At 73.3% G+C, this 23,537-nt stretch carries 21 protein-coding genes; 17 read left to right on the top strand and 4 right to left on the bottom strand.

Annotation, left to right across the window (positions count from 1 at the left end):
* The first annotated feature begins 17 nt into the window (after positions 1-17).
* From hrcA to ACIP5W_RS10065, 9 genes are all read left to right on the top strand, one after another.
* Complete coding sequence (hrcA, locus tag ACIP5W_RS10105) at positions 18-1,034, top strand: heat-inducible transcriptional repressor HrcA (RefSeq protein ID WP_401469560.1); 1,017 nt, start codon at positions 18-20, stop codon at positions 1,032-1,034.
* On the top strand, positions 1,035-2,168 hold the full coding sequence (gene dnaJ, locus ACIP5W_RS10100; protein ID WP_401469557.1) for a molecular chaperone DnaJ: 1,134 nt from the start codon (positions 1,035-1,037) through the stop codon (positions 2,166-2,168). It begins immediately after the preceding gene.
* Between the two features lie 231 nt (positions 2,169-2,399).
* Positions 2,400-3,491: a nitronate monooxygenase gene (locus ACIP5W_RS10095; protein ID WP_401469554.1), complete on the top strand. Its 1,092-nt coding sequence runs from the start codon at positions 2,400-2,402 to the stop codon at positions 3,489-3,491.
* Positions 3,488-4,234, top strand: a complete 747-nt coding sequence (locus ACIP5W_RS10090) for a 16S rRNA (uracil(1498)-N(3))-methyltransferase (RefSeq protein WP_401469551.1) — start codon at positions 3,488-3,490, stop codon at positions 4,232-4,234. Before ACIP5W_RS10095 ends, ACIP5W_RS10090 begins: the two co-directional genes overlap by 4 nt.
* A 704-nt stretch (positions 4,235-4,938) precedes the next feature.
* Positions 4,939-5,466, top strand: coding sequence for a hypothetical protein (locus ACIP5W_RS10085; protein WP_401469548.1), 528 nt, complete (start codon positions 4,939-4,941; stop codon positions 5,464-5,466).
* A 62-nt stretch (positions 5,467-5,528) separates the two neighbouring features.
* Positions 5,529-8,732 (top strand): S41 family peptidase, encoded by a 3,204-nt coding sequence (locus ACIP5W_RS10080; protein WP_401469545.1) that lies wholly within the window; start codon positions 5,529-5,531, stop codon positions 8,730-8,732.
* Positions 8,733-8,907: 175 nt separating this feature from the next.
* Positions 8,908-9,261: a histidine triad nucleotide-binding protein gene (locus tag ACIP5W_RS10075; RefSeq protein WP_401469542.1), complete on the top strand. Its 354-nt coding sequence runs from the start codon at positions 8,908-8,910 to the stop codon at positions 9,259-9,261.
* Positions 9,262-9,264: 3 nt separating this feature from the next.
* Positions 9,265-10,170, top strand: coding sequence for a ribonuclease Z (locus tag ACIP5W_RS10070; RefSeq protein WP_401469539.1), 906 nt, complete (start codon positions 9,265-9,267; stop codon positions 10,168-10,170).
* 20 nt (positions 10,171-10,190) lie between these two features.
* On the top strand, positions 10,191-11,180 hold the full coding sequence (locus ACIP5W_RS10065; protein ID WP_401469536.1) for an adenosine deaminase: 990 nt from the start codon (positions 10,191-10,193) through the stop codon (positions 11,178-11,180).
* A 43-nt stretch (positions 11,181-11,223) separates the two neighbouring features.
* Here the strand turns inward: ACIP5W_RS10065 and ACIP5W_RS10060 are convergent, their stop codons facing one another.
* Positions 11,224-12,570, bottom strand: coding sequence for an MFS transporter (locus tag ACIP5W_RS10060; protein WP_401469766.1), 1,347 nt, complete (start codon positions 12,568-12,570; stop codon positions 11,224-11,226).
* 314 nt (positions 12,571-12,884) lie between these two features.
* Here ACIP5W_RS10060 and ACIP5W_RS10055 point away from each other — a divergent pair, with 314 nt between their 5' ends.
* From ACIP5W_RS10055 to ACIP5W_RS10025, 7 genes are all read left to right on the top strand, one after another.
* The gene (locus ACIP5W_RS10055) at positions 12,885-14,174 is read left to right on the top strand and encodes a glucarate dehydratase family protein (RefSeq protein WP_401469533.1); all 1,290 of its coding nucleotides are present in this window, start codon (positions 12,885-12,887) and stop codon (positions 14,172-14,174) included.
* A 102-nt stretch (positions 14,175-14,276) separates the two neighbouring features.
* Positions 14,277-15,398 (top strand): carbohydrate kinase family protein, encoded by a 1,122-nt coding sequence (locus ACIP5W_RS10050; protein WP_401469530.1) that lies wholly within the window; start codon positions 14,277-14,279, stop codon positions 15,396-15,398.
* A gap of 158 nt (positions 15,399-15,556) precedes the next feature.
* Positions 15,557-16,627 carry a PhoH family protein gene (locus tag ACIP5W_RS10045; protein ID WP_401469527.1) on the top strand — a complete coding sequence of 357 codons (1,071 nt, stop codon included), beginning with the start codon at positions 15,557-15,559 and terminating at the stop codon, positions 16,625-16,627.
* Positions 16,628-16,640: 13 nt separating this feature from the next.
* The gene (gene ybeY / locus ACIP5W_RS10040; protein WP_401469524.1) at positions 16,641-17,138 is read left to right on the top strand and encodes an rRNA maturation RNase YbeY; all 498 of its coding nucleotides are present in this window, start codon (positions 16,641-16,643) and stop codon (positions 17,136-17,138) included.
* Entirely contained in the window at positions 17,135-18,430 is a 1,296-nt protein-coding gene (locus ACIP5W_RS10035; RefSeq protein WP_401469521.1) for a hemolysin family protein, read from the top strand. Before ybeY ends, ACIP5W_RS10035 begins: the two co-directional genes overlap by 4 nt.
* Entirely contained in the window at positions 18,427-18,786 is a 360-nt protein-coding gene (locus ACIP5W_RS10030) for an MmcQ/YjbR family DNA-binding protein (protein ID WP_401469518.1), read from the top strand. The genes ACIP5W_RS10035 and ACIP5W_RS10030 overlap by 4 nt, the downstream gene beginning before the upstream one ends.
* A gap of 52 nt (positions 18,787-18,838) precedes the next feature.
* Complete coding sequence (locus tag ACIP5W_RS10025) at positions 18,839-19,192, top strand: cytidine deaminase (RefSeq protein ID WP_401469515.1); 354 nt, start codon at positions 18,839-18,841, stop codon at positions 19,190-19,192.
* A gap of 84 nt (positions 19,193-19,276) precedes the next feature.
* Here ACIP5W_RS10025 and ACIP5W_RS10020 read toward each other — a convergent pair whose 3' ends face one another.
* Both ACIP5W_RS10020 and ACIP5W_RS10015 read right to left on the bottom strand, forming a co-directional pair.
* On the bottom strand, positions 19,277-19,615 hold the full coding sequence (locus ACIP5W_RS10020) for a P-II family nitrogen regulator (protein ID WP_133911739.1): 339 nt from the start codon (positions 19,613-19,615) through the stop codon (positions 19,277-19,279).
* On the bottom strand, positions 19,612-20,922 hold the full coding sequence (locus ACIP5W_RS10015) for an ammonium transporter (protein ID WP_401469511.1): 1,311 nt from the start codon (positions 20,920-20,922) through the stop codon (positions 19,612-19,614). Before ACIP5W_RS10015 ends, ACIP5W_RS10020 begins: the two co-directional genes overlap by 4 nt.
* Before the next feature lie 174 nt (positions 20,923-21,096).
* On the opposite strand from ACIP5W_RS10015, the gene era reads away from it, so the two are divergent.
* Complete coding sequence (gene era / locus ACIP5W_RS10010; protein ID WP_401469508.1) at positions 21,097-22,050, top strand: GTPase Era; 954 nt, start codon at positions 21,097-21,099, stop codon at positions 22,048-22,050.
* Positions 22,051-22,164: 114 nt separating this feature from the next.
* On the opposite strand, the gene ACIP5W_RS10005 is transcribed toward era, so the two are convergent.
* Complete coding sequence (locus tag ACIP5W_RS10005) at positions 22,165-23,496, bottom strand: GH1 family beta-glucosidase (protein ID WP_401469505.1); 1,332 nt, start codon at positions 23,494-23,496, stop codon at positions 22,165-22,167.
* Positions 23,497-23,537 lie beyond the last annotated feature (41 nt).

Genomic DNA, 23,537 nt, shown 5'->3' with positions numbered 1-23,537 from the left:
GCTGGAGGTGAGCGCGGATGCTGAGTGAACGCAGGCTCCAGGTGCTGCGCGCCATCGTCCAGGACTACGTCGGCACCGAGGAACCCGTGGGTTCCAAGGCGCTCACCGAGCGGCACAACCTCGGCGTCTCCCCGGCCACGGTCCGCAACGACATGGCCGCCCTGGAGGACGAGGGGTACATCGCGCAGCCGCACACCAGCGCCGGGCGCATCCCCACCGACAAGGGCTACCGGCTGTTCGTCGACAAGCTCGCCGGCGTCAAACCGATGACGGCCCCCGAGCGGCGGGCCATCCAGAACTTCCTCGACGGCGCCGTCGACCTCGACGACGTCGTGGCCCGGACCGTACGGCTGCTCGCGCAGCTCACCCGGCAGGTCGCCGTCGTGCAGTACCCGTCGCTGACGCGCTCCACGGTGCGGCACGTCGAGCTGCTGTCGCTGGCGCCGGCCCGGCTGATGCTGGTGCTGATCACCGACACCGGGCGGGTCGAGCAGCGGATGGTGGACTGCCCGGCGCCCTTCGGGGAGACCCCGCTGGCGGATCTGCGGGCACGGCTGAACAGCCGGGTCGCGGGCCGCCGCTTCAGCGACGTGCCGCGGCTGGTCGAGGACCTTGCCGACGCCTTCGAGGTCGAGGACCGCGGCACGGTCACGACGGTGCTCTCCACGCTGCTGGAGACGCTCGTCGAGGAGAACGAGGAGCGGCTGATGATCGGCGGCACCGCCAATCTGACCCGCTTCGGACATGACTTTCCCCTCACGATCCGACCCGTCCTGGAAGCCCTTGAGGAGCAGGTCGTGCTCCTCAAGCTCCTTGGCGAGGCGGGGGATTCGGGCATGATCGTGCGTATCGGTCACGAGAACGCCTACGAGGGACTCAACTCCACTTCGGTGGTGTCGGTCGGCTACGGTTCGGGCGGCGAGGCAGTCGCCAAGCTCGGCGTGGTCGGACCGACCCGCATGGATTACCCGGGAACGATGGGAGCGGTACGCGCAGTGGCACGGTACGTCGGACAGATCCTGGCGGAGTCGTAAGTGGCCACGGACTACTACGCCGTTCTCGGCGTGCGCCGCGACGCGTCGCAGGAAGAGATCAAGAAGGCCTTCCGGCGGCTCGCACGCGAGCTGCACCCGGACGTCAACCCCGATCCGAAGACCCAGGAGCGGTTCAAGGAGATCAACGCCGCCTACGAGGTGCTGTCGGACCCGCAGAAGAAGCAGGTCTACGACCTCGGCGGTGACCCCCTGTCCCAGGCGGGCGGCGGCGCGGGCGGCTTCGGGGCCGGCGGCTTCGGCAACTTCTCCGACATCATGGACGCCTTCTTCGGCACGGCGTCGCAGCGCGGGCCGCGCTCGCGCACCCGCCGGGGCCAGGACGCGATGATCCGGCTGGAGATCGACCTCGACGAGGCGGCCTTCGGCACGACCAAGGACATCCAGGTCGACACGGCGATCGTCTGCGGCACCTGCAGCGGCGAGGGCGCGGCGCCGGGGACCAGCGCGCAGACCTGTGACATGTGCCGCGGCCGCGGTGAGGTGTCGCAGGTGACGCGGTCCTTCCTCGGCCAGGTCATGACCTCGCGGCCCTGCCCGCAGTGCCAGGGCTTCGGCACCGTCGTGCCGACGCCGTGCCCGGAGTGCGCGGGCGACGGCCGGGTGCGCTCGCGTCGCACGCTGACCGTGAAGATCCCGGCCGGCGTCGACAACGGCACCCGCATCCAGCTCGCCGGCGAGGGCGAGGTCGGGCCCGGCGGCGGTCCCGCCGGTGACCTGTACGTGGAGATCCACGAGCTGCCGCACGCGCAGTTCCAGCGGCGCGGCGACGACCTGCACTGCACGGTGACCCTGCCGATGACCGCGGCGGCCCTCGGCACCAAGGTGCCGCTGGAGACGCTCGACGGGCTCGAGGAGGTCGACATCCGGCCCGGTACGCAGTCGGGGCAGTCGATCCCGCTGCACGGGCGCGGTGTCACGCACCTGCGGGGCGGCGGACGCGGTGACCTCATCGTGCACGTCGAGGTGCAGACGCCCAACAAGCTGGACCCCGAGCAGGAGCGGCTGCTGCGGGAGCTGGCGAAGCTGCGCGGGGAGGAGCGGCCCCTCGGGCAGTTCCAGCCCGGTCAGCAGGGCCTGTTCTCCCGGCTGAAGGACGCGTTCAACGGACGGTGACGGTGGCGGGCGGGCGGTGGGGCCTTCTCGCCCCGCCGCCTCTTCCCTGCTCCCTCCCCGCCCCTTCCCAGCCCCCTCCCCGTCCCTTCCCCGCCCCTTCCCCGCCCCTTCTCCGTCCCGTCCCCGGGGGCCGCGCCTCCCCGGACCTCCGCTTTCGGTCCGGACGGCCTCTCCCCGGGCGCCGGACGGGCTGGGTTCGGACTCGCCCGGGCGACGTGACAACATGCCGTCATGTCCTCCGCACTGACCGATCTCCTCCCTCTCCCGATCGTGCAGGCCCCCATGGCGGGCGGCGTCTCCCTCCCGCAGCTCGCCGCCGCCGTGTCCGAGGCCGGCGGGCTGGGCTTCCTGGCCGCCGGGTACAAGACCGCCGACGGCATGTACCAGGAGATCAAGCAGCTGCGGAGCCTCACCTCCCGGCCCTTCGGCGTGAACCTCTTCATGCCGCAGCCCGAGCATGCCGAGACCGGCGCCGTCGAGGTCTACGCCCACCAGCTGGCCGGTGAGGCCGCCTGGTACGGGACCGAACTGGGCGATCCGGACAGCGGCCGCGACGACGGCTACGACGCCAAGCTGGCGGTACTGCTGGACAACCCGGTGCCGGTGGCCTCGTTCCACTTCGGCGTGCCCAGCCCGGACGCGCTGGCCGCGCTGCGCCGGGCCGGCACGTTCACCCTGGTCACCGCGACCACCGCCGAGGAGGCCGTCGCGGTCGAGCGGGCCGGCGCGGACGCGGTGATCGTGCAGGGCGTGGAAGCCGGCGGACACCAGGGCACCCACCGCGACATCTCCGAGAACGACGGCTCCGGAATCGGCCTGCTGTCGCTGATCGCACAGGTCAGGGAGGCCGTCGGCCTGCCGCTGATCGCCGCGGGCGGTCTCATGCGGGGCAGCCAGATCGCCGCCGTCCTCGCCGCCGGGGCGAGCGCCGCCCAGCTCGGCACCGCCTTCCTCGCGACGCCCGAGTCCGGCGCGGCCGCCGTGCACAAGGAGGCGCTCACCGACCCGCTCTTCGTCCGTACGGAACTGACCCGCGCCTTCTCCGGACGTCCGGCCCGCGGCCTCGTCAACCGCTTCCTGCGCGAGCACGGCCCGTACGCGCCCGCCGCCTACCCCGAGGTCCACCACCTCACCTCGCCGCTGCGCAAGGCCGCCGCGAAGGCGGGCGACGCGCAGGGCATGGCGCTGTGGGCCGGCCAGGGGCACCGGCTGGCCCGCACCCTGCCCGCCGGGCGACTGGTGGAGGTGCTGACGGCCGAACTCGACGCGGCGAGAACGGCGTTGGCGGACGGCGACGCGGCCGACGCGGGCGGTGTCCGATGACCGCCCCCGTCTTCGTCGTCGAGGAACTGCCGGACGGTCCCGCCGAGTTCGTACTGGACGGGCCCGAGGGGCGGCACGCCGTCTCCGTGAAGCGGCTGCGGGCCGGTGAGGAGGTCGTTCTCACCGACGGCACCGGCCGCTGGGCGCGGGGCGAGGTCGTCGCCGCCGAGGGCAAGGACCGGCTCGTCGTCCGCCTGACCCAGGTGGCGGAGGAGCCCGCCGAGGCGCCGCGGATCACCGTCGTCCAGGCGCTGCCCAAGGGTGACCGGGGCGAACTGGCCGTCGAGACGATGACCGAGACCGGCGTCGACGCGATCGTGCCCTGGTCCGCGTCCCGCTGCATCACCCAGTGGAAGGGCGACCGCGGGCTGAAGGCGCTCGCCAAGTGGCGGGCGACCGCCCGCGAGGCCGGCAAGCAGTCCCGCCGGGTCCGCTTCCCCGAGGTCGCCGACGCCGCCACCACCAAGCAGGTGGCGGCACTGCTGGCCCGGGCCGACTTCGCGGCCGTGCTCCACGAGGACCGTGACTACGGCAGCGAGCCGCTGGCGACCGCGCAACTTCCCGCGGACGGGCAGATCGTGCTCGTCGTCGGACCCGAAGGGGGCGTTTCCCCGGAGGAGTTGGCGCTCTTCGAGGAGGCCGGTGCCAAGGCGTACCGCTTGGGGCGCAGCGTGCTGCGGACCTCGACCGCCGGGACGGCCGCCGCCGCCCTGATCCTGGGCCGCACCGGCCGCTGGTCCTGACCCGCCCGCCCTCGGGGCGCAGGAGAAGGACCGGCCCCGCTCACGGACCGGATGCACGGGCCCGCTTCAAGGACCCGGCGAGCGATCCGGCTCCGGTCCCGGCTCCGGTCCCGGCTCCGGCTCCGCCTCCGGCGGAACTCCGGGGCTGGCCGCTGCCGCGCGGGTGACGGCCCGGAACAGGATCCAGCCGTCCAGCTCCCGCTCCCCCCTCGTGCGGCAGCAGCCGGCGGCGGACGGCCTCGTCGACGAGCGCGCGCACCGTGCCGGGCCCGTGCAGGTCGAGGTGGCGGGCGCGGTCGCCGACGCCGCCCGTGTGCGTGTACGTGCCACCGCCGACGTAACGGCCCTCGCCCTCGACATCGCAAAAGACGATCCTGGCGCGCGCCGTCCCGGATCAGGGTGAGGACGCCCCGGCAGCCCCGGCAGCCCCGGCCGTCCCGGTGCCGGTGGCGGACCGTCCACAGGCAGGCGGTCGTGTCGTCGACGACCGGTTTCCTCGGGGGCGGCGGTCGCGCATGCGGCCACCGTGGACCGGTGCGGCGGTGCGGCGGTGCGGCGGTGCGGCGGTGCGGCGGTGCGGCGGTGCGGCGGTGCGGCGGTGCGGCGGTGCGGCGGTGCGGCGGTGCGGCGCATGGCGGTAAGTGCTCTACCGCGCTCCCGTGGGCGGTGGCAGGCTGCCCTCCATGGGGGCGTGGAGGAGAAGGATGCGGGGCCGGGCGCGCGGGACACGTGCGGCGGCGGTGGCGGGGCTGGCGGTCCTGGCCGTGGCCGGAGCGGTGGCGTGCGAGCCCGGCGGGATCGGCTCGGCGGCCGTCGCCTACACCACCGACGAGGCGGCGACGGCCGAGATCGAGCGCCGGGACGTCGACGTGCGGTGGCTGACCTGCACCGCCGACTACGGCGACGACGGCGGCTCCGGGGGCCGGGAGAGCGTCGCCTCCGTCGGCTGCGAGGGGGAGACCGGCGACGGGCGGGACATCACCGTCACCGGCCACGTCACGCGCGCCGTCGACGGCTCCTGCGTGCGCGGCGACCTTCGCGCGGACGTCGGCGGCAAGCAGTTGTTCCAGGTGAGCGGGCTCGGCGACTGCGGGTCCGCCACCCCCTCGCCGCTCGCCCCGCCCCGCTCCGCGCAGCCCGCCGAACCCGGGCGGCCCACGGTCACCGTGACCGTCACCCGGACGGTCTGGTGCGGGGACGACACGCGCTGCGGGTCCGCCGGCACCAAGTGACCCGGGCGGCCAACCGGCCAGAACCCCTGCCGGTCACTGCCGCCCTTGCCTAGAGTGATCGGGTGACACAGCCCGTGACGCCTGCCGCGTACTTCCGATTCCCGCACCTGCAGGGCGAGTTGGTGGCCTTCACCGCCGAGGACGACGTGTGGCTCGCGCCCCTCGACGGCGGGCGCGCCTGGCGGGTCAGCGCCGACAACATGCCGGTCACCCTGCCCCGCATCTCACCCGACGGCACCACCGTCGCCTGGACCTCCACCCGCGACGGCGCCCCCGAGGTGCACGTCGCCCCGGTCGACGGCGGCCCCGCCACCCGGCTCACGTACTGGGGCAGTCCCCTGACCAGGGTGCGCGGCTGGACCCCCGACGGCCTGGTGCTCGTGCTGAGCACCCACGACCAGGCGAGCGGGCGCCGCAGCTGGGCCCGCGCGGTCCCGCTCGACGGCGGACCGGCCACCACCCTGCCGTACGGGCCCGTCGGCGGGGTCGCCTTCGGCCCGCACACCGTGCTGGTGTCCGCGTCCATGGGGCGCGAGGCCGCCCACTGGAAGCGCTACCGGGGCGGCACGGCCGGCAAGCTGTGGATCGACCGGGACGGCGACGGCGAGTTCACGCGCCTGCACGAGGACCTCCACGGCAACATCGAGTACCCGGTGTGGGCGGGCGACCGCATCGCCTTCCTCTCGGACCACGAGGGCACCGGCGCGCTGTACTCCTCCCTCGCCGACGGCTCCGGCCTGCGGCGCCACACGCCCCTCGACGCGTTCTACGCCCGGCACGCGGCCGGGGACGGCGACCGCGTCGTGTACTGCTCCGCCGGTGAACTGTGGATCCTGGACGACCTCGACGGCGCCGAGCCGCGCCGCCTCGACGTCCGGCTCGGCGGGCAGCGCACCGACCGGCGGCCGCACCCGGTGCCCGCCGCCCGCTGGCTGGGCTCCGCCACCCCCGACCACACCGCGCGCGGCAGCGCCGTCGAGGTGCGCGGCGCCGTCCACTGGGTCACCCACCGCCACGGCCCCGCCCGCGCCCTGGCCGCCGAACCCGGCGTGCGGGCCCGGCTGCCGCGCACCTTCCGCGCGGAGGGCGAGGAGTGGGTGGTGTGGGTGACCGACGCCGAGGGCGAGGACGCCCTGGAGTTCGCCCCCGCCACCGGTCCGGCACCGGGCGCCACCCCGCGCCGGCTGGCCGCCGGACGCCTCGGCCGGGTGGTGGAACTGGCCATGGCCCCCGACGGCAGCCGGGCCGCCGTCGCCGCGCACGACGGACGGCTGCTGCTCGTCGAGCGGGAGACCGGCGAGGTCCGCGAGGTCGACCGCAGTGAGGACGGCGACGTCCGCGACCTCGTCTTCTCACCCGACTCGGCCTGGCTGGCCTGGTCGCACCCCGGCCCGCGCCCGCTCAGCAGCCTCAAGCTCGCAGGCACCGCGGACCTGTCGGTCACCGAGGCGACCCCGCTGCGCTTCCACGACTACGCGCCCGCCTTCACCCTCGACGGCAAGCACCTCGCGTTCCTGTCGACGCGCGCCTTCGACCCGGTCTACGACGAGCACGCCTTCGACCTCTCCTTCGTCGAAGGCGCCCGCCCGTACCTCATCCCGCTGGCCGCGACCACCCCCTCGCCGTTCGGTCCGCAGCGGCACGGCCGCCCCTTCGACGCCCCCGACAAGGACGAGACCCCCGACAGCGAGGGCATCCCGGCCACCCGGATCGACCTGGAGGGCCTCGCCGACCGGATCGTGCCCTTCCCCGTCGAGGCCGGCCGCTACTCGGGGCTGCGCGCCGCCAAGGACGGCGTGCTGTGGCTGCGGCACCCCGTGCGCGGTGTCCTCGGCGCCTCCCGCGCCACCCCCGACGACCCCGGTCCGGCCACCGAGCTGGAGCGCTACGACCTCGTCCACCAGCGCCTCGAACACCTCGCCCCCGACGCCGACGCCTTCGAGGTCAGCGGCGACGGCAAGCGGCTGCTGCTGCGCTCCGACGGCAAGCTCAAGGTCGTCCCCAGCGACCGGCGCGCCTCCGGCGACGAGGACAGCGACACCAACCTCACCGTCGATCTCGGCCGGGTCCGCCAGACCGTCGACCCGGCCGCCGAGTGGCGCCAGATGTACGACGAGACCGGCCGCCTCATGCGGGACAACTTCTGGCTGCCCGACCTCGGCGGAACCGACTGGGACGGCGTCCTCGACCGCTACCGGCCGCTCCTCGACCGGGTCGCCACCCGCGACGACCTCGTCGACCTCCTGTGGGAGGTGCACGGCGAACTCGGCACCTCGCACGCCTACGTCGTCCCCCGCGGCCACGGCGGCGGCCCCCGTCAGGGTCTGCTCGGCGCCGACATCTCCCGTCACGAGGACGGCGGTTGGCGCATCGACCGGATCCTGCCGTCGGAGACCTCCGATCCCGACGCCCGCTCCCCGCTCGCCGCGCCCGGCGTCGCGGTGCGCGCGGGCGACGCGATCCTCGCCGTCGCCGGGCACCCCGTGGACCCGGTCACCGGACCCGGACCGCTCCTCGTCGGCACGGCGGGCAGGGCCGTCGAGCTGACCGTGTCGCCGGCCGGCGGGGGCGAACCCCGGCACGCCGTCGTCGTCCCCGTCGGCGACGAGGAGCCGCTGCGCTACCACGCCTGGGTCGCGGACCGGCGGGCGTACGTGCACGAGACGTCCGGCGGCCGGCTCGGCTACCTCCACGTGCCCGACATGCAGGCCCCCGGCTGGGCCCAGATCCACCGCGACCTGCGGGTGGAGGTGGCCCGCGAGGGCCTCGTCGTGGACGTCCGCGAGAACCGGGGCGGGCACACCTCCCAGCTCGTAGTGGAGAAGCTCGCGCGGCGGATCGTCGGCTGGGACGTGCCGCGCGGGATGCGGCCGTACAGCTATCCGGAGGACGCGCCGCGCGGGCCCGTCGTCGCGGTCGCCGACGAGTTCTCCGGCTCCGACGGGGACATCGTCAACGCGGCGGTCAAGGCGCTGGGCATCGGGCCGGTGGTCGGGACCCGCACCTGGGGCGGGACGATCGGCATCGACAGCCGGTATCGGCTGGTCGACGGGACGCTGGTCACCCAGCCCAAGTACGCGATCTGGCTGGAGGGTTACGGCTGGGGCGTGGAGAACCGCGGCGTCGACCCGGACGTGGAGGTGGTGGCGCGTCCCCAGGACCACGTGGCGGGCCGGGACGTGCAGTTGGAGGAGGCGGTACGGCTGGCGCTGCTCGCACTGGAGGAGACGCCGGCGAAGTCGGCTCCGCCGCTGCCCGAGCCGTAGCCCGCCCGGTGCCGGTGCGACCGTCCCCGGGGGCTGCCGGCCCCAGGCCCCGCTTCGGCCTGAACGGCCTCGTCCTCGAACTCCCCCGGAGGGGGCGCCCCCGGACGGGCTGGATCGGGCCGGCGCTCGCTACCATGCCTGCGTACTGATCGAACCGGCGTGAGGAGGCACCACTGTGCCAGGCGAGCCGCAGGACGACTGTCTGTTCTGCAAGATCGTGGCAGGGACGATCCCCGCGACGATCGTGCGGGAGACCGCGACCACCATCGCCTTCCGGGACATAAACCCCCAGGCGCCCACCCACGTCCTGGTGATCCCCAAGGCGCACCACGTGGACGCCGCCGCCCTCGCCGCCGAGGCGCCGCAGCTCGCCGCGGACGTCCTGCGCGAGACGCAGGCGGTCGCCGACGACGAGAAGCTGGAGAGCTACCGCATCGTCTTCAACACCGGCAGCGGCGCCGGCCAGACCGTCTGGCACGCCCACGCGCACGTCCTCGGCGGCCGTGGCCTCCAGTGGCCCCCCGGCTGAGCCGTGTCCGTACGTGAACTGGTGGTCCTGGGCACCGCCAGCCAGGTCCCGACCCGGCACCGCAACCACAACGGCTACCTCCTGCGCTGGGACGGCGAGGGCATCCTCTTCGATCCCGGTGAGGGCACCCAGCGCCAGATGCTGCGGGCCGGGGTCGCCGCGCACGACCTGCACCGGATCTGCGTCACGCACTTCCACGGCGACCACTGCCTCGGCGTCGCCGGGGTGATCCAGCGCGTCAACCTCGACCGGGTCCCGCACCCGGTGACCGCCCACTTCCCGCGGTCCGGGCAGCGCTTCTTCGACCGGCTCCGGTACGCCACCGCCTACCGCGAGACCGTCGGCGTCACCGAGGTCCCGGTCGACGGCGACGGACCCCTCGCCGTCACTGCGTCGTACACGCTTCAGGCCCGCAGGCTCTCCCACCCGGTCGAGTCCTACGGCTACCGTCTGACCGAGCCCGACGGCCGCCGGATGCTGCCCGAGCGGCTCGCGGCGCACGGCGTGCGGGGACCCGACGTCGGCCGCATCCAGCGGGAGGGCTCGATCGGTGGGGTGTCGCTGGAGGAGGTCAGCGAGGTGCGGCGCGGGCAGCGCTTCGCGTTCGTCATGGACACCCGCCTGTGCGACGGTGTGGGGGAGCTCGCCGAGGGCTGCGACCTGCTGGTCATCGAGTCGACGTTCCTCGACGAGGACGAGCGGCTCGCCGACGACCACGGCCATCTGACCGCCGGTCAGGCCGGACGGGTCGCGCGGGACGCCGGTGTCCGCCACCTCGTGCTCACCCACTTCAGCCAGCGCTACGGCGAACCCGCCGAATTCGAGCGGCAGGCACGGGCGGCCGGGTTCGCGGGGGAGCTGACGGTCGCGTACGACCTGCTGCGGGTGCCGGTTCCGAAACGGCGGTAAAACACCCGTACGATGCTTTGATGCCCCTCCCCAAAGCTGAACTGCACCTGCACATCGAAGGCACCCTGGAGCCGGAGCTGGCCTTCGAACTGGCCGCCCGCAACGGTGTCGCGCTGCCGTACGCCGACACCGAGGCGCTCCGCGAGGCGTACCGGTTCGAGGACCTCCAGTCCTTCCTGAACCTGTACTACGAGCTGATGGCCGTCCTGCGCACCGAGCGGGACTTCGAGGACCTGGCGAACGCCTACCTCGCCCGTGCCGCCGCCCAGGGCGTGCGGCACGCGGAGATCTTCTTCGACCCGCAGGCCCACCTCGCCCGGGGCGTCGGGATGGGCACGGTCGTCGAGGGGCTGTGGCGGGCGCTCGGTGACAGCGCGGCGCGGCACGGCGTCTCCACCCGGCTGATCCTGTGCTTCCTGCGCGACGAGTCCGCCGAGTCCGCGCTGGAGACCCTCGACGCCGCGAAGCCCTACCTCGACCGGATCACCGGCGTCGGGCTGGACTCGGCGGAGGTCGGGCATCCGCCCGTCAAGTTCCGCGAGGTCTACGAGGCCGCCGCCGCCCTCGGCCTGCGGCGGGTGGCGCACGCCGGTGAGGAGGGGCCGCCGGAGTACATCACCGAGGCCCTCGACGTCCTCGGGATCGAGCGCGTCGACCACGGCCTGCGCTGCATGGAGGACCCGGCTCTGGTGGAGCGGCTGGTGCGGGAGCGGATCCCGCTGACGCTGTGCCCCCTGTCCAACGTCCGGCTGCGGACGGTCGACGTCCTCGCCGACCACCCACTGCCCGCCATGCTCGACGCCGGGCTGCTCTGCACGGTCAACTCCGACGACCCGGCCTACTTCGGCGGCTACGCGGGCGACAACTTCGACGCCGTGCGCTCGGAGCTGGGCCTGGACGAGGAGCGGCTGCGCGAACTGGCCCGCAACTCCTTCCTCGCCTCCTTCCTGGAGGACGACGAGGAGCTGCGCGCCCGCTACCTGGCCGAGGTCGACGCCCACCGGTTCTGAGCCGGCCGGTCACCGGCACTGCCGGGACACCCGATCGGCAGACCTACCGCCCGGCCCCCGGCGCGGCACCCGCCCGCCGGGGCCCGGCGGTGTCGTAGGCCCCCTGCGCAAAGACCCCCGCCGGGACCTCCACCGCGATCTCCACGACCTCCTGCTCCACCGCACCCACCGGCGGCACCGCGGCGCCGGGCGTGCCGGTGGACGCGGCGAGGACGGCCGCCGGGGTTCCGCCGCGCCGCCGGACCGCACCCGGCAGCAGCGGACGTCCGCCCGCGTGCAGCGCGACGACGGTCATCGGCACCGCCACCACCAGCAGCCCGGCGCCCAGCACCAGCCCCATCACCGGGAAACCGGCCCGCGCCGACAGCAGGCTCCCGGTCAGCGGCCCCGCCGCGGTCCCCAGCGAGGACGCCGAGCCGACCAGCACCGCCCAGCGCCCGCGCGGGTCGAGCGAGGCGGCCAGCCCGATCAGGTACGACAGCACGACCGGGTAGAGGACGTTCCAGGCGATCTCGCCCGCCGCGAAACTCCCCGGACCGGTCGCCGACGCGCTGACCACGACGCACCCGGCGATCAGCACGGTTCCGCCGCCGACGGGCAGCGCCCGGCCCAGCCGCGCGCCCAACGCCCCCGCGCCCAGCACCCCCAGCAGTCCGGCGCCGAGCGCCACGGCGAAGACGGCTCCGACGCCGGCCTCGCTCAGCCCCGCCTGGGTCAGGCCGATGCGCCCGCTGACCCCCCACAGCGAGTTCTGCACCAGTGACCAGCACGGCATGGCGGCGGCCAGCAACAGCCCGGACCGCAGGTGCGGCAGCCGCGCGGAACCGCCCTCGAGCCGGGCCGGAGCAGGGGCCGCCCGCCCCGGAAGCCGCCCGGTCAGCGGCCACACGGCGACGGCGGTGAGGGCGATCGCGGCCAGCGGCTGCCCGTGTCCGGGCCCCAGGTGCGGCACCGTCAGGTAGACGGCACCCGCGAGCGCGGACACCCCGAGCAGGCCGAGCGTGGAGGCGCGGTGCGGGTCGGGCTCGGCGGCGATCCGGGTGGCGGCGACCGTCGTGGCCGTACCGGACCCGAAACCGCCCAGCACCGCGCCCGCGACGACCGCCGGCACGCTCCCGGCGAGAGCGGCCCCGCCGTACCCGACGACGGCGAGCACCAGGCCGACGCGGGCCAGGGTGCGGGCCCCGATCCGCTCGACGCGCGAGGCCAGCGCGAACCCGGCCGAGGCCGAACTCAGCAGCAGTGCACTGCCGACGGCACCGGCCTGAGTGGCCGACAGGGGGAGCCCCGAGTCCAGCCGTCCCACGACGGTCGGCAGCAGATAGGGGGCGAGATACCCGGCCGTGAAAAGGGCGACGAGGGGCCGGGCAGTGGTGCGGGGCGCGAACACGGGCGTTCCAGGGCAGGCGAAGGAGCGGCTCAGGGCGAGCGGCTCGAGAAGAGGGGAGGAGCGACGACCGTCGAGGGACAGGAACGCGCGGCCAATTTGTATCAAGCACGTAGTTGTGAGCAGAAGCGGGACGTGAGTGATGTGGGTCACCATCTGTTTGGCCGGTGGTTCACCGGGTAAAAGCGACTGCCCCTCACCGCTTCCCCATTGCCCCGGCCGACCCTGCACGCCGACGGCTCCGTTGACGCCCGGCGGTCCATGTATCTAGCCTCCATCTTCATACGTGGACGACTTTCACATAGGGAGATGGCCGGGTGGACCTCACCGTCACGGACGTACGGCTGACGCCGATCCTGATCGCCGACCCGCCCCTCCTCAACACCCAGGGCGTGCACCAGCCGTACACCCCGCGCCTCATCGTGGAGATCGTCACGGCGGACGGCGTCACGGGCCTGGGCGAGACCTACGGCGACACCAGGTACCTCGACCTGGCCCGCCCCTACGCGAAGAAACTCGTCGGCCGGCCGGTCAGTGACCTGAACGCCCTGTTCACCCTCGGGGACGAGGTGGACGTGGACCGCTCCCGCATCTCCGACCAGGTGGACGTCGGCGGCCTGCGGGGCGTCCAGACGGCCGACAAACTGCGCCTGTCGGTGATCTCCGCCTTCGAGGTCGCCTGCCTGGACGCCCTCGGCAAGACCCTCGGCCTGCCGGTGCACCGCCTGCTCGGCGGCAAGGTGCGCGACGCCGTCGAGTACAGCGCCTACCTCTTCTACAAGTGGGCCGACCACCCCGAGGCGGTGCCCCACGAGAAGGACGACTGGGGCGCGGCGGTCGACCCGGCCGGCATCGTCGAGCAGGCCCGCACGTTCAAGGAGCGGTACGGCTTCACCTCCTTCAAGCTCAAGGGCGGCGTCTTCCCGCCCGACGAGGAGATCGCCGCCGTACGCGCCCTCGCCGAGGCCTTCCCCGGCCACCCCCTGCGCCTGGACCCCAACGGCGCCTGGAGCGTCGCGACCTCGCTGCGCGTGGCCCGGGAACTCGAGGACGTCCTCGAATACCTGGAGGACCCCGCGCTCGGCACCCCCGCCATGGCCGAAGTGGCGGCCGGAACCCGCGTGCCGCTCGCCACCAACATGTGCGTGACGACGTTCGCCGAGATCCGGGAGGCCTTCGCCCGCGACGCCGTCCAGGTCGTCCTCTCCGACCACCACTACTGGGGCGGCCTGCGCAACACCCAGCACCTGGCCGCGATCTGCCGCACCTTCGGCGTCGGCGTGTCCATGCACTCCAACACCCACCTCGGCATCAGCCTCGCCGCCATGACCCACGTCGCCGCCACCGTCCCCGGCCTCCACCACGCCTGCGACTCCCACTACCCCTGGCAGTCCGAGGACGTCCTCACCGACCGCCTCACCTTCACCGACGGCAAGGTCACCGTCCCCGACGCCCCGGGCCTGGGCGTCGAACTCGACCGCGACCGCCTCCACCACCTCCACCGGCGCTGGCTCGACGACAAGGGCACCTACCGCGACCGGGACGACGAGGCGGCGATGCGCGCGGCGACCCCGGCCTGGACGACGCCCACCGTCCCCCGCTGGTGACGGCCCGCCGGCCGCCCCGGCGACACCCCGCCCCCGACGCAGACGCGTCCGCCCCGACGTGGTGCACACTGGCCGGATCGGCACCACGTCAGGGAGCGCACCGTGACCGCGTCCACCGGAGAGGGACACCACCGACACCCCCGCCAGGCCCAGGTGGACCCCCTGGCCGGCCGGCGCGCCCCCACGGACCCGCCCTGGGACGTCTACCTCACCGGCACCGTCTTCCTCGACATCATCTTCACCGGCCTGGACTCCGCCCCCGTCCGCGGCACCGAGTCCTGGGCCCGCGGCATGGGCTCCAGCCCCGGCGGCGTGGCCAACATGGCCACCGCCCTGGCCCGCCTGGGCCTGCGGACCGCCCTCGCCGCCGCCTTCGGCGACGACCACTACGGCGAGTACTGCTGGGACACCCTCGAGCAGGGCGAGGGCATCGACCTGGCCACGTCCCGCACGGTCCCCGGCTGGCACTCCCCGGTCACCGTCTCGATGGCGTACGAGGGCGAACGCACGATGGTCTCCCACGGCCACGAACCGCCCCCGGAGGAGCCCGCCCCGGCTTCCCCGCCGCACGCCAGAGCTGCCGTGGCCTCCCTCGTCCCCGGCAGGCGCGACCCCTGGATCGCGCAGGCGGCGAGCCGCGGCACCCGCGTCTTCGCGGACGTCGGCTGGGACGACACGGGCGCCTGGGACCTGGCCGGCCTGGCCGACCTGGAGCACTGCGAGGCCTTCCTGCCCAACGCCCAGGAAGCCATGCGCTACACGGGCGCCACCTGCCCGCGCGCCGCGGCCCACGCCCTCACCGAGCACGTACCGCTCGCGGTCGTCACCCTCGGCGCCGAGGGCGCCTACGCCGTCGACGGCCGCACGGGCGAGACCGCGGAGGTCCCCGCGATCGCCGTCGAGGCCCTCGACCCCACCGGTGCGGGGGACGTCTTCGTGGCCGGTTTCGTCACGGGCACGCTCGCCGAATGGCCGCTCGCGGACCGCCTGGCCTTCGCCGGCCTGACCGCCGCCCTGTCCGTCCAGGAGTTCGGCGGCTCGCTGTCCGCGCCCGGCTGGTCCGAGGTCGCCGCCTGGTGGCGCCGCGTGCAGTCGGTGGAGACCCAGAGCCCGGAGGCACTGCGGCGGTACGCCTTCCTGGAGGACCTGCTGCCCACCCGTCAGGCCACCCCGTGGCCCCGCCGCCGGGCGGTCCCCACCATCGGGTTCGGCCGCTCGGCCTGAGCCGGGACACCGCCCGCCCCAGGCCCGGCCCGGGGCCGCCTCCTGTTCGAAAAGCCTTACGGCGTTGTCAGCCCCCTGGCGTACCCTGGAAATCGCCAGGCCGCCCTCGTGGCAGGCGAGTCGTATCCGGGAGGACGTAGAGGCCTTCGGGCCGGCCTATGACTCAGACACCGACAGCTCACACGCCCGCGCAGGGCGAGGCGAGAGCACAGTTCACCGTTCCCGCCCAGCACCCCATGGTGACGGTGCTGGGGTCCGGAGATTCCCTTCTGCGCGTGATCGAGACGGCCTTCCCGGCGGCCGACATCCATGTCCGGGGCAATGAGATCAGCGCGGTCGGCGACCCGCGGGAAGTCGCCATGGTCCAGCGCCTGTTCGACGAGATGATGCTGGTGCTCCGCACCGGGCAGCCGATGACGGAGGACGCAGTGGAACGCTCGATCGCCATGCTGCGGGCGAGTGAGAACGGGACGAACGACGGCCAGGAGACCCCGGCCGAGGTTCTGACGCAGAACATCCTGTCCTCGCGCGGTCGCACGATCAGACCCAAGACCCTCAACCAGAAGCGGTACGTCGACGCGATCGACAAGCACACGGTCGTCTTCGGCATCGGCCCCGCCGGCACCGGCAAGACGTACCTGGCGATGGCCAAGGCGGTCCAGGCGCTCCAGTCCAAGCAGGTCAACCGCATCATCCTGACCCGCCCGGCGGTCGAGGCCGGCGAACGCCTCGGTTTCCTCCCCGGCACCCTCTACGAGAAGATCGACCCCTACCTGCGTCCGCTGTACGACGCCCTCCACGACATGCTCGACCCGGACTCGATCCCGAAGCTGATGGCCGCGGGGACGATCGAGGTGGCGCCGCTGGCGTACATGAGGGGCCGGACCCTCAATGATGCTTTCATCATCCTGGACGAGGCCCAGAACACGAGCCCCGAGCAGATGAAGATGTTCCTCACCCGGCTCGGCTTCGACTCGAAGATCGTGATCACCGGTGACGTGACGCAGGTCGACCTGCCGAGCGGCACCAAGTCCGGGCTGCGTCAGGTCCAGGAGATCCTGGAGGGCGTGGACGACGTCCACTTCTCCCGGCTGTCGTCCCAGGACGTCGTACGGCACAAGCTGGTGGGCCGTATCGTCGACGCGTACGAGAAGTACGACGACACGCACGGCACGGAGAACGGCACGCACAAGGGCGGCCGGGGCAAGTCCGGGCACAAGGGGAAGTAGACCGAGCACCACCATGTCGATCGACGTCAACAACGAGTCCGGAACCGAGGTCGACGAGCAGGCGATCCTCGACATCGCCCGCTACGCGCTCGCGCGGATGCGCATCCACCCGCTCTCCGAGCTGTCGGTGATCGTCGTGGACGCCGACGCCATGGAGCAGCTGCACATCCAGTGGATGGACCTGCCGGGGCCGACGGACGTCATGTCCTTCCCGATGGACGAGCTGCGTCCGCCGTCGAAGGACGACGGCGAGCCCCCGCAGGGACTGCTCGGCGACATCGTGCTGTGTCCCGAGGTCGCGAAGAAGCAGGGGGAGGAAGCCCCGACGCGGCACTCCATGGACGAGGAGCTCCAGCTGCTCACCGTCCACGGCGTGCTGCACCTGCTGGGCTACGACCACGAGGAGCCCGACGAGAAGGCCGAGATGTTCGGCCTCCAGGCGGCCATCGTGGACGGCTGGCGTGCGGAGAAGGGCCACACCGGCCCGTCCCCGGCCCCGACCGTGTCATGAGCCTTCCCCTCGTTCTCGGTGCCGTCGCCCTGGTCGTCGTGGCGTGGCTCGCCGCCTGCGCGGAGGCGGGCCTCGCGCGCGTCTCCAGTTTCCGCGCCGAGGAGGCCGTCCGCTCCGGCCGGCGCGGCAGCGCGAAACTCGCGCAGGTCGCGGCCGACCCGACCCGCTACCTCAACGTGGCGCTGCTGGTCCGCGTGGTCTGCGAGATGGCGGCGGCCGCGCTGGTCACCTACGCCTGTCTGAAGGCGATCGACGGCACGACGCCCGCGCTGCTGGCCGCGATCGGCGTGATGGTCCTCGTGTCGTACGTCGCGGTGGGCGTCTCCCCGCGCACCATCGGCCGCCAGCACCCGCTGAACACGGCGACGGCGGCGGCGTACGTGCTGCTGCCGCTGGCGCGGATCATGGGCCCGATCCCGTCGCTGCTGATCCTCATCGGCAACGCGCTCACGCCGGGCAAGGGCTTCAGGCGCGGCCCGTTCGCCTCCGAGGCGGAGCTGCGCGCGCTGGTCGACCTCGCGGAGAAGGAGTCGCTGATCGAGGACGAGGAGCGCCGGATGGTGCACTCGGTCTTCGAGCTGGGCGACACGCTCGTGCGCGAGGTCATGGTGCCCAGGACCGACCTGGTCGTCATCGAGCGGTACAAGACGATCCGCCAGGCCCTCACCCTGGCGCTGCGCTCCGGTTTCTCGCGGATACCCGTCACCGGGGAGAGCGAGGACGACATCGTCGGGATCGTGTATCTCAAGGACCTGGTCCGCAGGACGCACATCAGCCGGGACTCGGAGAGCGACCTGGTGTCGACGGCGATGCGGCCCGCCGCGTTCGTCCCCGACACCAAGAACGCCGGCGACCTGCTGCGCGAGATGCAGCAGGAGCGCAACCACGTCGCCGTGGTCATCGACGAGTACGGCGGTACCGCGGGCATCGTCACCATCGAGGACATCCTCGAGGAGATCGTCGGGGAGATCACCGACGAGTACGACCGGGAACTCCCGCCCGTCGAAGAACTGGGCGAGGACCGCTACCGGGTCACCGCACGCCTCGACATCACCGACCTCGGCGAGCTGTACGGCCTGGAGGAGTACGACGACGAGGACGTGGAGACCGTCGGCGGACTGCTCGCCAAGGCGCTGGGCCGGGTGCCGATCGCCGGTGCCTCCTCGACCGTCGACCTGCCCGACGGCCGTGCCCTGCGGCTGACCGCGGAGGCCGCCGCCGGCCGCCGGAACAAGATCGTGACGGTGCTGGTGGAGCCGGTGGAACCGCCGGAGGACGAGGAGGCGCAGTGACCCCGCAGGAGCTGCGCGGCCTCTGCCTGTCGTTCGACGCGGTGGTGGAGGACTTCCCGTTCCGTCCGGAGATCTCGGTCTTCAAGGTCGGGGGCAGGCTCTTCGCGCTGACGAGCCTGGACGCGAAGCCCCTGACGGTGAACCTCAAGTGCGACCCGGAGGACGCGGCCCGGCTGCGCGGGGAGTACCCCGGCCTGGTCGCTCCGGGCTACCACATGAACAAGCGGCACTGGAACACGGTGACCGTCGACGGCGGCCTCCCGGACCGGCTGGTCCGGGAGCTGGTCGAGGACTCCTACGACCTGGTGGTGGCCGGTCTGCCGCGCGCGCAGCGGCTCCGCCTCGACCGGCCCTGAGACACCCCGCCCCTGGGCGTCCGCCGCGCCGGCCCCTTCGTATGCTCGGGGCATGACCGACATCAACGCGCTTGGTCCCGAGGACCGCAAGATCGTCACCCTGGCCCGTTCGGCGCGGGCCCGCAACGGTGTGCCCGAGGGGGCTGCCGTACGGGACGAGACGGGACGCACCTATGTCGCCGGGACGGTGGACCTGCCGTCGCTGAAGCTGAGCGCGGTGCAGACGGCGGTGGCGATGGCGGTGGCGTCGGGGGCGCAGTCGCTGGAGGCGGCGGCGGTGGTGACGTCCGCGGAGGGCGCCGCCGAGGCGGATCTGGCCGCGGTGGGGGACCTGGGCGGGCCGGGGACGCCGCTGCTGGTGGCCGCGCCCGACGGGACGGTGCGGCTCAGCGTCTCGGCCGGCTGAGGCACGCTGCCGCTGCGGGCACGCGCGAGCCGGCGGGCGAGCCGTTCCCCGCGCGGCCCCGGCCCGCGGGCGGGGCCGCGCCGGTCAGAGCGCGTCGGGGCCGCGCTCGCCGGTCCGGACCCGCACGACCGTCTCGACCGGCACGGCCCACACCTTTCCGTCGCCGATCTTCCCCGTCTGCGCGGCCCTGACGACCGCGTCGATGACGGCCTCGGAGTCCGCGTCCTCGACGACGACCTCGATCCGGACCTTCGGGACGAGGTCGACCTGGTACTCGGCCCCGCGGTACACCTCGGTGTGGCCGCGCTGTCGGCCGTAGCCGCTGGCCTCGGTGACGGTCAGGCCGTGCACGCCCAGTTCCTGGAGGGCGGTCTTGACCTCGTCGAGGCGGTACGGCTTCACGATCGCGGTGATGAGCTTCATGCCTGGGGCTTGACCTTCTGAGCGGAGGGGACGGAGGACGCGCCGACCGGGGCGCCGTGGCCGAGGACGCCGTGATCGTATGCGGTCTCGGCGTGCACCGTAAGGTCCAGGCCGGTGTGCTCGTGCTCCTCGTCGGCCCGCAGCCCCAGCGTCCGGTGGAGCACCCGGGCGATGCCGTACGTCATGAGGAAGGCGTACCCGCCGACGGCGAGGACGGCCACGAGCTGCTTGCCGAGCTGGGCGAGGCCGCCGCCGTGGAGCAGGCCCTGCGTGCCGCCGGTCATCGACTCGACGGCGAAGACGCCGATGAGGAGGGTGCCGATGATCCCGCCGACCAGGTGGACGCCGACCACGTCGAGGGAGTCGTCGTAGCCGAACCGGAACTTCCAGCTCACGGCGTAGGAGCAGACGACGCCGGCGGCGAGGCCGACGGCCAGGGCGCCGAGCAGGGAGACCGAGCCGCAGGACGGGGTGATGGCGACCAGGCCGGCGACGGCGCCGGAGGCCGCGCCCAGGGTCGTGGGGTGCCCGTCGCGCTTCTGCTCGACGAAGAGCCAGCCCAGCAGGCCGGTGCAGCCGGCGGCGAGGGTGTTGAGGAAGGCGGCGGCCGCGAGGCCGTTCGCGCCGAGGGCCGAGCCCGCGTTGAAGCCGAACCAGCCGAACCAGAGCAGGCCCGCGCCCAGCACGACCATGGGCAGGTTGTGCGGACGCATGGCGTCCTTCTTGAAGCCGAGGCGCGGGCCGAGGACCAGGCACAGGGCCAGCCCGGAGGCCCCCGAGGTGATCTCCACGGGGAGTCCGCCGGCGAAGTCGAGCGCCCCGAGGCGGCTCAGGATCCAGCCGTCCGGACCCCACACCCAGTGCGCGACGGGAACGTATACGAGGAGTGCCCAGACGGGCACGAAGACCAGCCAGGCCCCGAACTTGGCGCGGTCCGCGATCGCGCCGCTGATCAGGGCCGCCGTGATGACCGCGAACGTGAGCTGGAAGGTGGCGAACAGCAGGGTCGGCACGGTGCCCTGCACGCTGTCCGGGCCGAGACCGGCCATCCCGGCGTGCTCCAGCGTGCCGATGAGGCCGCCGCCGGCGTCGGGTCCGAAGGCGAGGGAGTATCCGGCGGCCAGCCACACCACGGTGACCAGCGCGATCGACACGAAGCTCATCATCAGCATGTTGAGGACGCTCTTCGTGCGGACCATGCCGCCGTAGAACAGGGCGAGGCCCGGTGTCATCAGCAGGACGAGGGCGGTGGCGGCGAGCAGCCAGGCGGTGTCGCCGGTGTCGATCCGAGCGGTGGCTAGGGTCACGGTCGTCTCCAACGGTGCGGGGGCTCGTCAGAGGGTCACGGGCACGCGTTTCCGGGCGCGTACGGGTGTGTTTCCGCGAGGTTTCATTGCCTGCGGGTTTCCTGACGCTCACGTCCGAGGGCGCTCTCGGGCGGTTGTACGGCAGGGCTTCGTGGATCAGGGAGAATGGGCGGCATGAGCGTTCGTACCCAGTCATCCGAACAGCCGGCCGAGGCCGCCCACCGGGCCGGTTTCGCCTGTTTCGTCGGCCGCCCCAACGCGGGCAAGTCCACCCTCACGAACGCTCTGGTCGGGAAGAAGGTGGCGATCACCTCCAACCGTCCGCAGACCACCCGGCACACGGTGCGGGGCATCGTGCACCGGCCGGACGCGCAGCTGATCCTCGTGGACACCCCGGGGCTCCACAAGCCGCGCACCCTGCTGGGCGAGCGGCTCAACGACGTCGTGCGCACCACCTGGGCCGAGGTCGACGTCATCGGTTTCTGCCTGCCTGCCAACGAGAAGCTGGGCCCCGGAGACCGGTTCATCGCCAAGGAGCTGGCCGGGATCAAGCGGACGCCGAAGGTCGCGGTCGTCACGAAGACCGACCTCGTCGACTCCAAGGCGCTCGCCGAGCAGCTGATCGCGATCGACCAGCTCGGCAAGGAGCTGGGCATCGAGTGGGCCGAGATCGTGCCCGTCTCCGCCGTCGGCGACCAGCAGGTCGAGCTGCTCGCCGACCTGTTGATCCCGATGCTGCCCGAGAGCCCGCCGCTCTACCCCGAGGGCGACCTGACGGACGAGCCCGAGCAGGTGATGGTCGCCGAGCTGATCCGTGAGGCGGCCCTGGAGGGCGTCCGCGACGAGCTGCCGCACTCCATCGCGGTGGTCGTGGAGGAGATGCTCCCGCGCGAGGACCGCCCCGCGGACAAGCCGCTCCTCGACATCCACGCGAACATCTACATCGAGCGCCCCAGCCAGAAGGGCATCATCATCGGCCCGAAGGGCAAGCGCCTGAAGGACGTCGGCATCAAGTCCCGCAAGCAGATCGAGGCGCTCCTCGGGACGGCCGTCTTCCTGGACCTGCACGTCAAGGTCGCCAAGGACTGGCAGCGGGATCCGAAGCAGCTGCGGAAGCTGGGCTTCTAGGGGTCACCGGGGGCGTCGGCGTTCGGGCGCACCCCGCCCGTCGGGCCGCGCCCGTCGCACCCCGCCCGTCGGGCCGCGCCCGTCGGCGGGGGCGGCCCGACGGGCGGACCGTCGTCATCTCTGGGCCCGCAGGACGTCCCGCAGCCAGGTGTAGGAGGCCTTGGGGGTGCGCTTCAGCGTGCCGGGGTCGGAGAAGTCCACGTGGACCAGGCCGAAGCGGCGTTCGTAGCCCTGCGCCCACTCGAAGTTGTCCAGCAGCGACCACACGAAGTAGCCGCGCACGTCCACGCCCGCCTCCATCGCCCGGTGCAGGGCGCGCAGGTGCCCGTCGAGGTAGGCGATGCGGTCCTGGTCGTCGATGCCGGGACAGCTGCACCCGTTCTCGGTGATGACGACCGGCGGGAGGCGGTCGCCGTAGCGTTCGGCGAAGCCGGTCAGGAGTTCGGTCAGGCCCTCGGGCACCACGGGCCAGCCGAAGTCGGTGACCGGCACGCCCTCGATCTGCCGCACGGTGAAGGGGAGTTCGGCCGGGATGCGGACGCCGCCGAACTCGATCTCGGTGCCCTGCGGGGCGCCGACGCGGGTGGGGGCGTAGTAGTTGACGCCGTAGAAGTCGAGGGGTTCGGCGATGGCCTTCAGGTCGGCCGCCACGTCACCGGGCATCAACTCGCCCAGGCCCTCGGGGTATTCGCCGAGCAGGAGGGGGTCCGCGAAGAGCCGGTTGAGCAGGACGTCGTAGAAGGCGGCGGCCTCCAGGTCGGCGGGTTCCGGGGAGGCGGGCCAGGTGGGGCCGTGGGAGTTGGCGATGCCGATGTCCCGGGCGCCCGCCGCCCGCAGTGCCCGGACGGCCAGACCGTGGGCGAGGAGCTGGTGGTGGGCGACCGGCAGCGCGTCGAACATCAGCCGGCGGCCGGGGGCGTGGGTGCCCAGGGCGTGTCCCAGCAGGGTGTGTTCGGCGGGTTCGTTGAGGGTGATCCACCGGTGGACGCGGTCGCCGAGGCGGTCCGCGACCACGGACACGTGGGCGGCGAAGCGGTGCGCGGTGTCCCGCTCCAGCCAGTCCAGCCGGGCCGGCAGGTCCCAGTGGAAGAGGGTCGGCACCGGGCGCACGCCGGCCGCCAGCAGTTCGTCCACCAGCCGGTCGTAGAAGTCGAGGCCGCCGGGTGAGTTCACCCGCGGCCAGGAGATCGAGAAGCGGTACGAGTCCACGCCGAGGCCGGACAGGAGCTCCACGTCCTCGGCGTGGCGGTGGTAGTGGTCGCAGGCCACCGCGGCGGTGGAGCCGTCCGCGACCCGCCCGGGTTCGGCCGTGAAGACGTCCCAGACGGACGCCTCGCGGGTGTCCGCCGCGCCCTCGATCTGGTGGGCGGAGGTCGAGACACCCCACAGGAAGCCGGCCGGGAACCGGGGGATCGGGTTCGTCGCCCCGCGCGCGTCAGTCGCCATGGGCGCGATCATCCGTACCGCCGGTAAGGGAAGTCAACGCC

Source organism: Streptomyces sp. NPDC088766 (assembly GCF_044750845.1).
In the GTDB taxonomy this organism is placed as follows: Bacteria; Actinomycetota; Actinomycetes; order Streptomycetales; family Streptomycetaceae; genus Streptomyces.
Note: the sequence above shows the minus strand (reverse complement) of the source record. Positions and strands in the feature narration are given on the sequence as shown.

Coding starts and splice junctions, on each gene's coding strand:
- ACIP5W_RS10025 (WP_401469515.1), top strand. CDS start 18,839: ATGACCGACATCAACGCGCTTGGTCCCGAGGACCGCAAGATCGTCACC.
- ACIP5W_RS10065 (WP_401469536.1), top strand. CDS start 10,191: ATGCCCCTCCCCAAAGCTGAACTGCACCTGCACATCGAAGGCACCCTG.
- ACIP5W_RS10085 (WP_401469548.1), top strand. CDS start 4,939: ATGCGGGGCCGGGCGCGCGGGACACGTGCGGCGGCGGTGGCGGGGCTG.
- ACIP5W_RS10035 (WP_401469521.1), top strand. CDS start 17,135: ATGAGCCTTCCCCTCGTTCTCGGTGCCGTCGCCCTGGTCGTCGTGGCG.
- ACIP5W_RS10090 (WP_401469551.1), top strand. CDS start 3,488: ATGACCGCCCCCGTCTTCGTCGTCGAGGAACTGCCGGACGGTCCCGCC.
- ybeY (WP_401469524.1), top strand. CDS start 16,641: ATGTCGATCGACGTCAACAACGAGTCCGGAACCGAGGTCGACGAGCAG.
- era (WP_401469508.1), top strand. CDS start 21,097: ATGAGCGTTCGTACCCAGTCATCCGAACAGCCGGCCGAGGCCGCCCAC.
- ACIP5W_RS10045 (WP_401469527.1), top strand. CDS start 15,557: ATGACTCAGACACCGACAGCTCACACGCCCGCGCAGGGCGAGGCGAGA.
- ACIP5W_RS10095 (WP_401469554.1), top strand. CDS start 2,400: ATGTCCTCCGCACTGACCGATCTCCTCCCTCTCCCGATCGTGCAGGCC.
- ACIP5W_RS10020 (WP_133911739.1), bottom strand. CDS start 19,615: ATGAAGCTCATCACCGCGATCGTGAAGCCGTACCGCCTCGACGAGGTC.
- ACIP5W_RS10005 (WP_401469505.1), bottom strand. CDS start 23,496: ATGGCGACTGACGCGCGCGGGGCGACGAACCCGATCCCCCGGTTCCCG.
- hrcA (WP_401469560.1), top strand. CDS start 18: ATGCTGAGTGAACGCAGGCTCCAGGTGCTGCGCGCCATCGTCCAGGAC.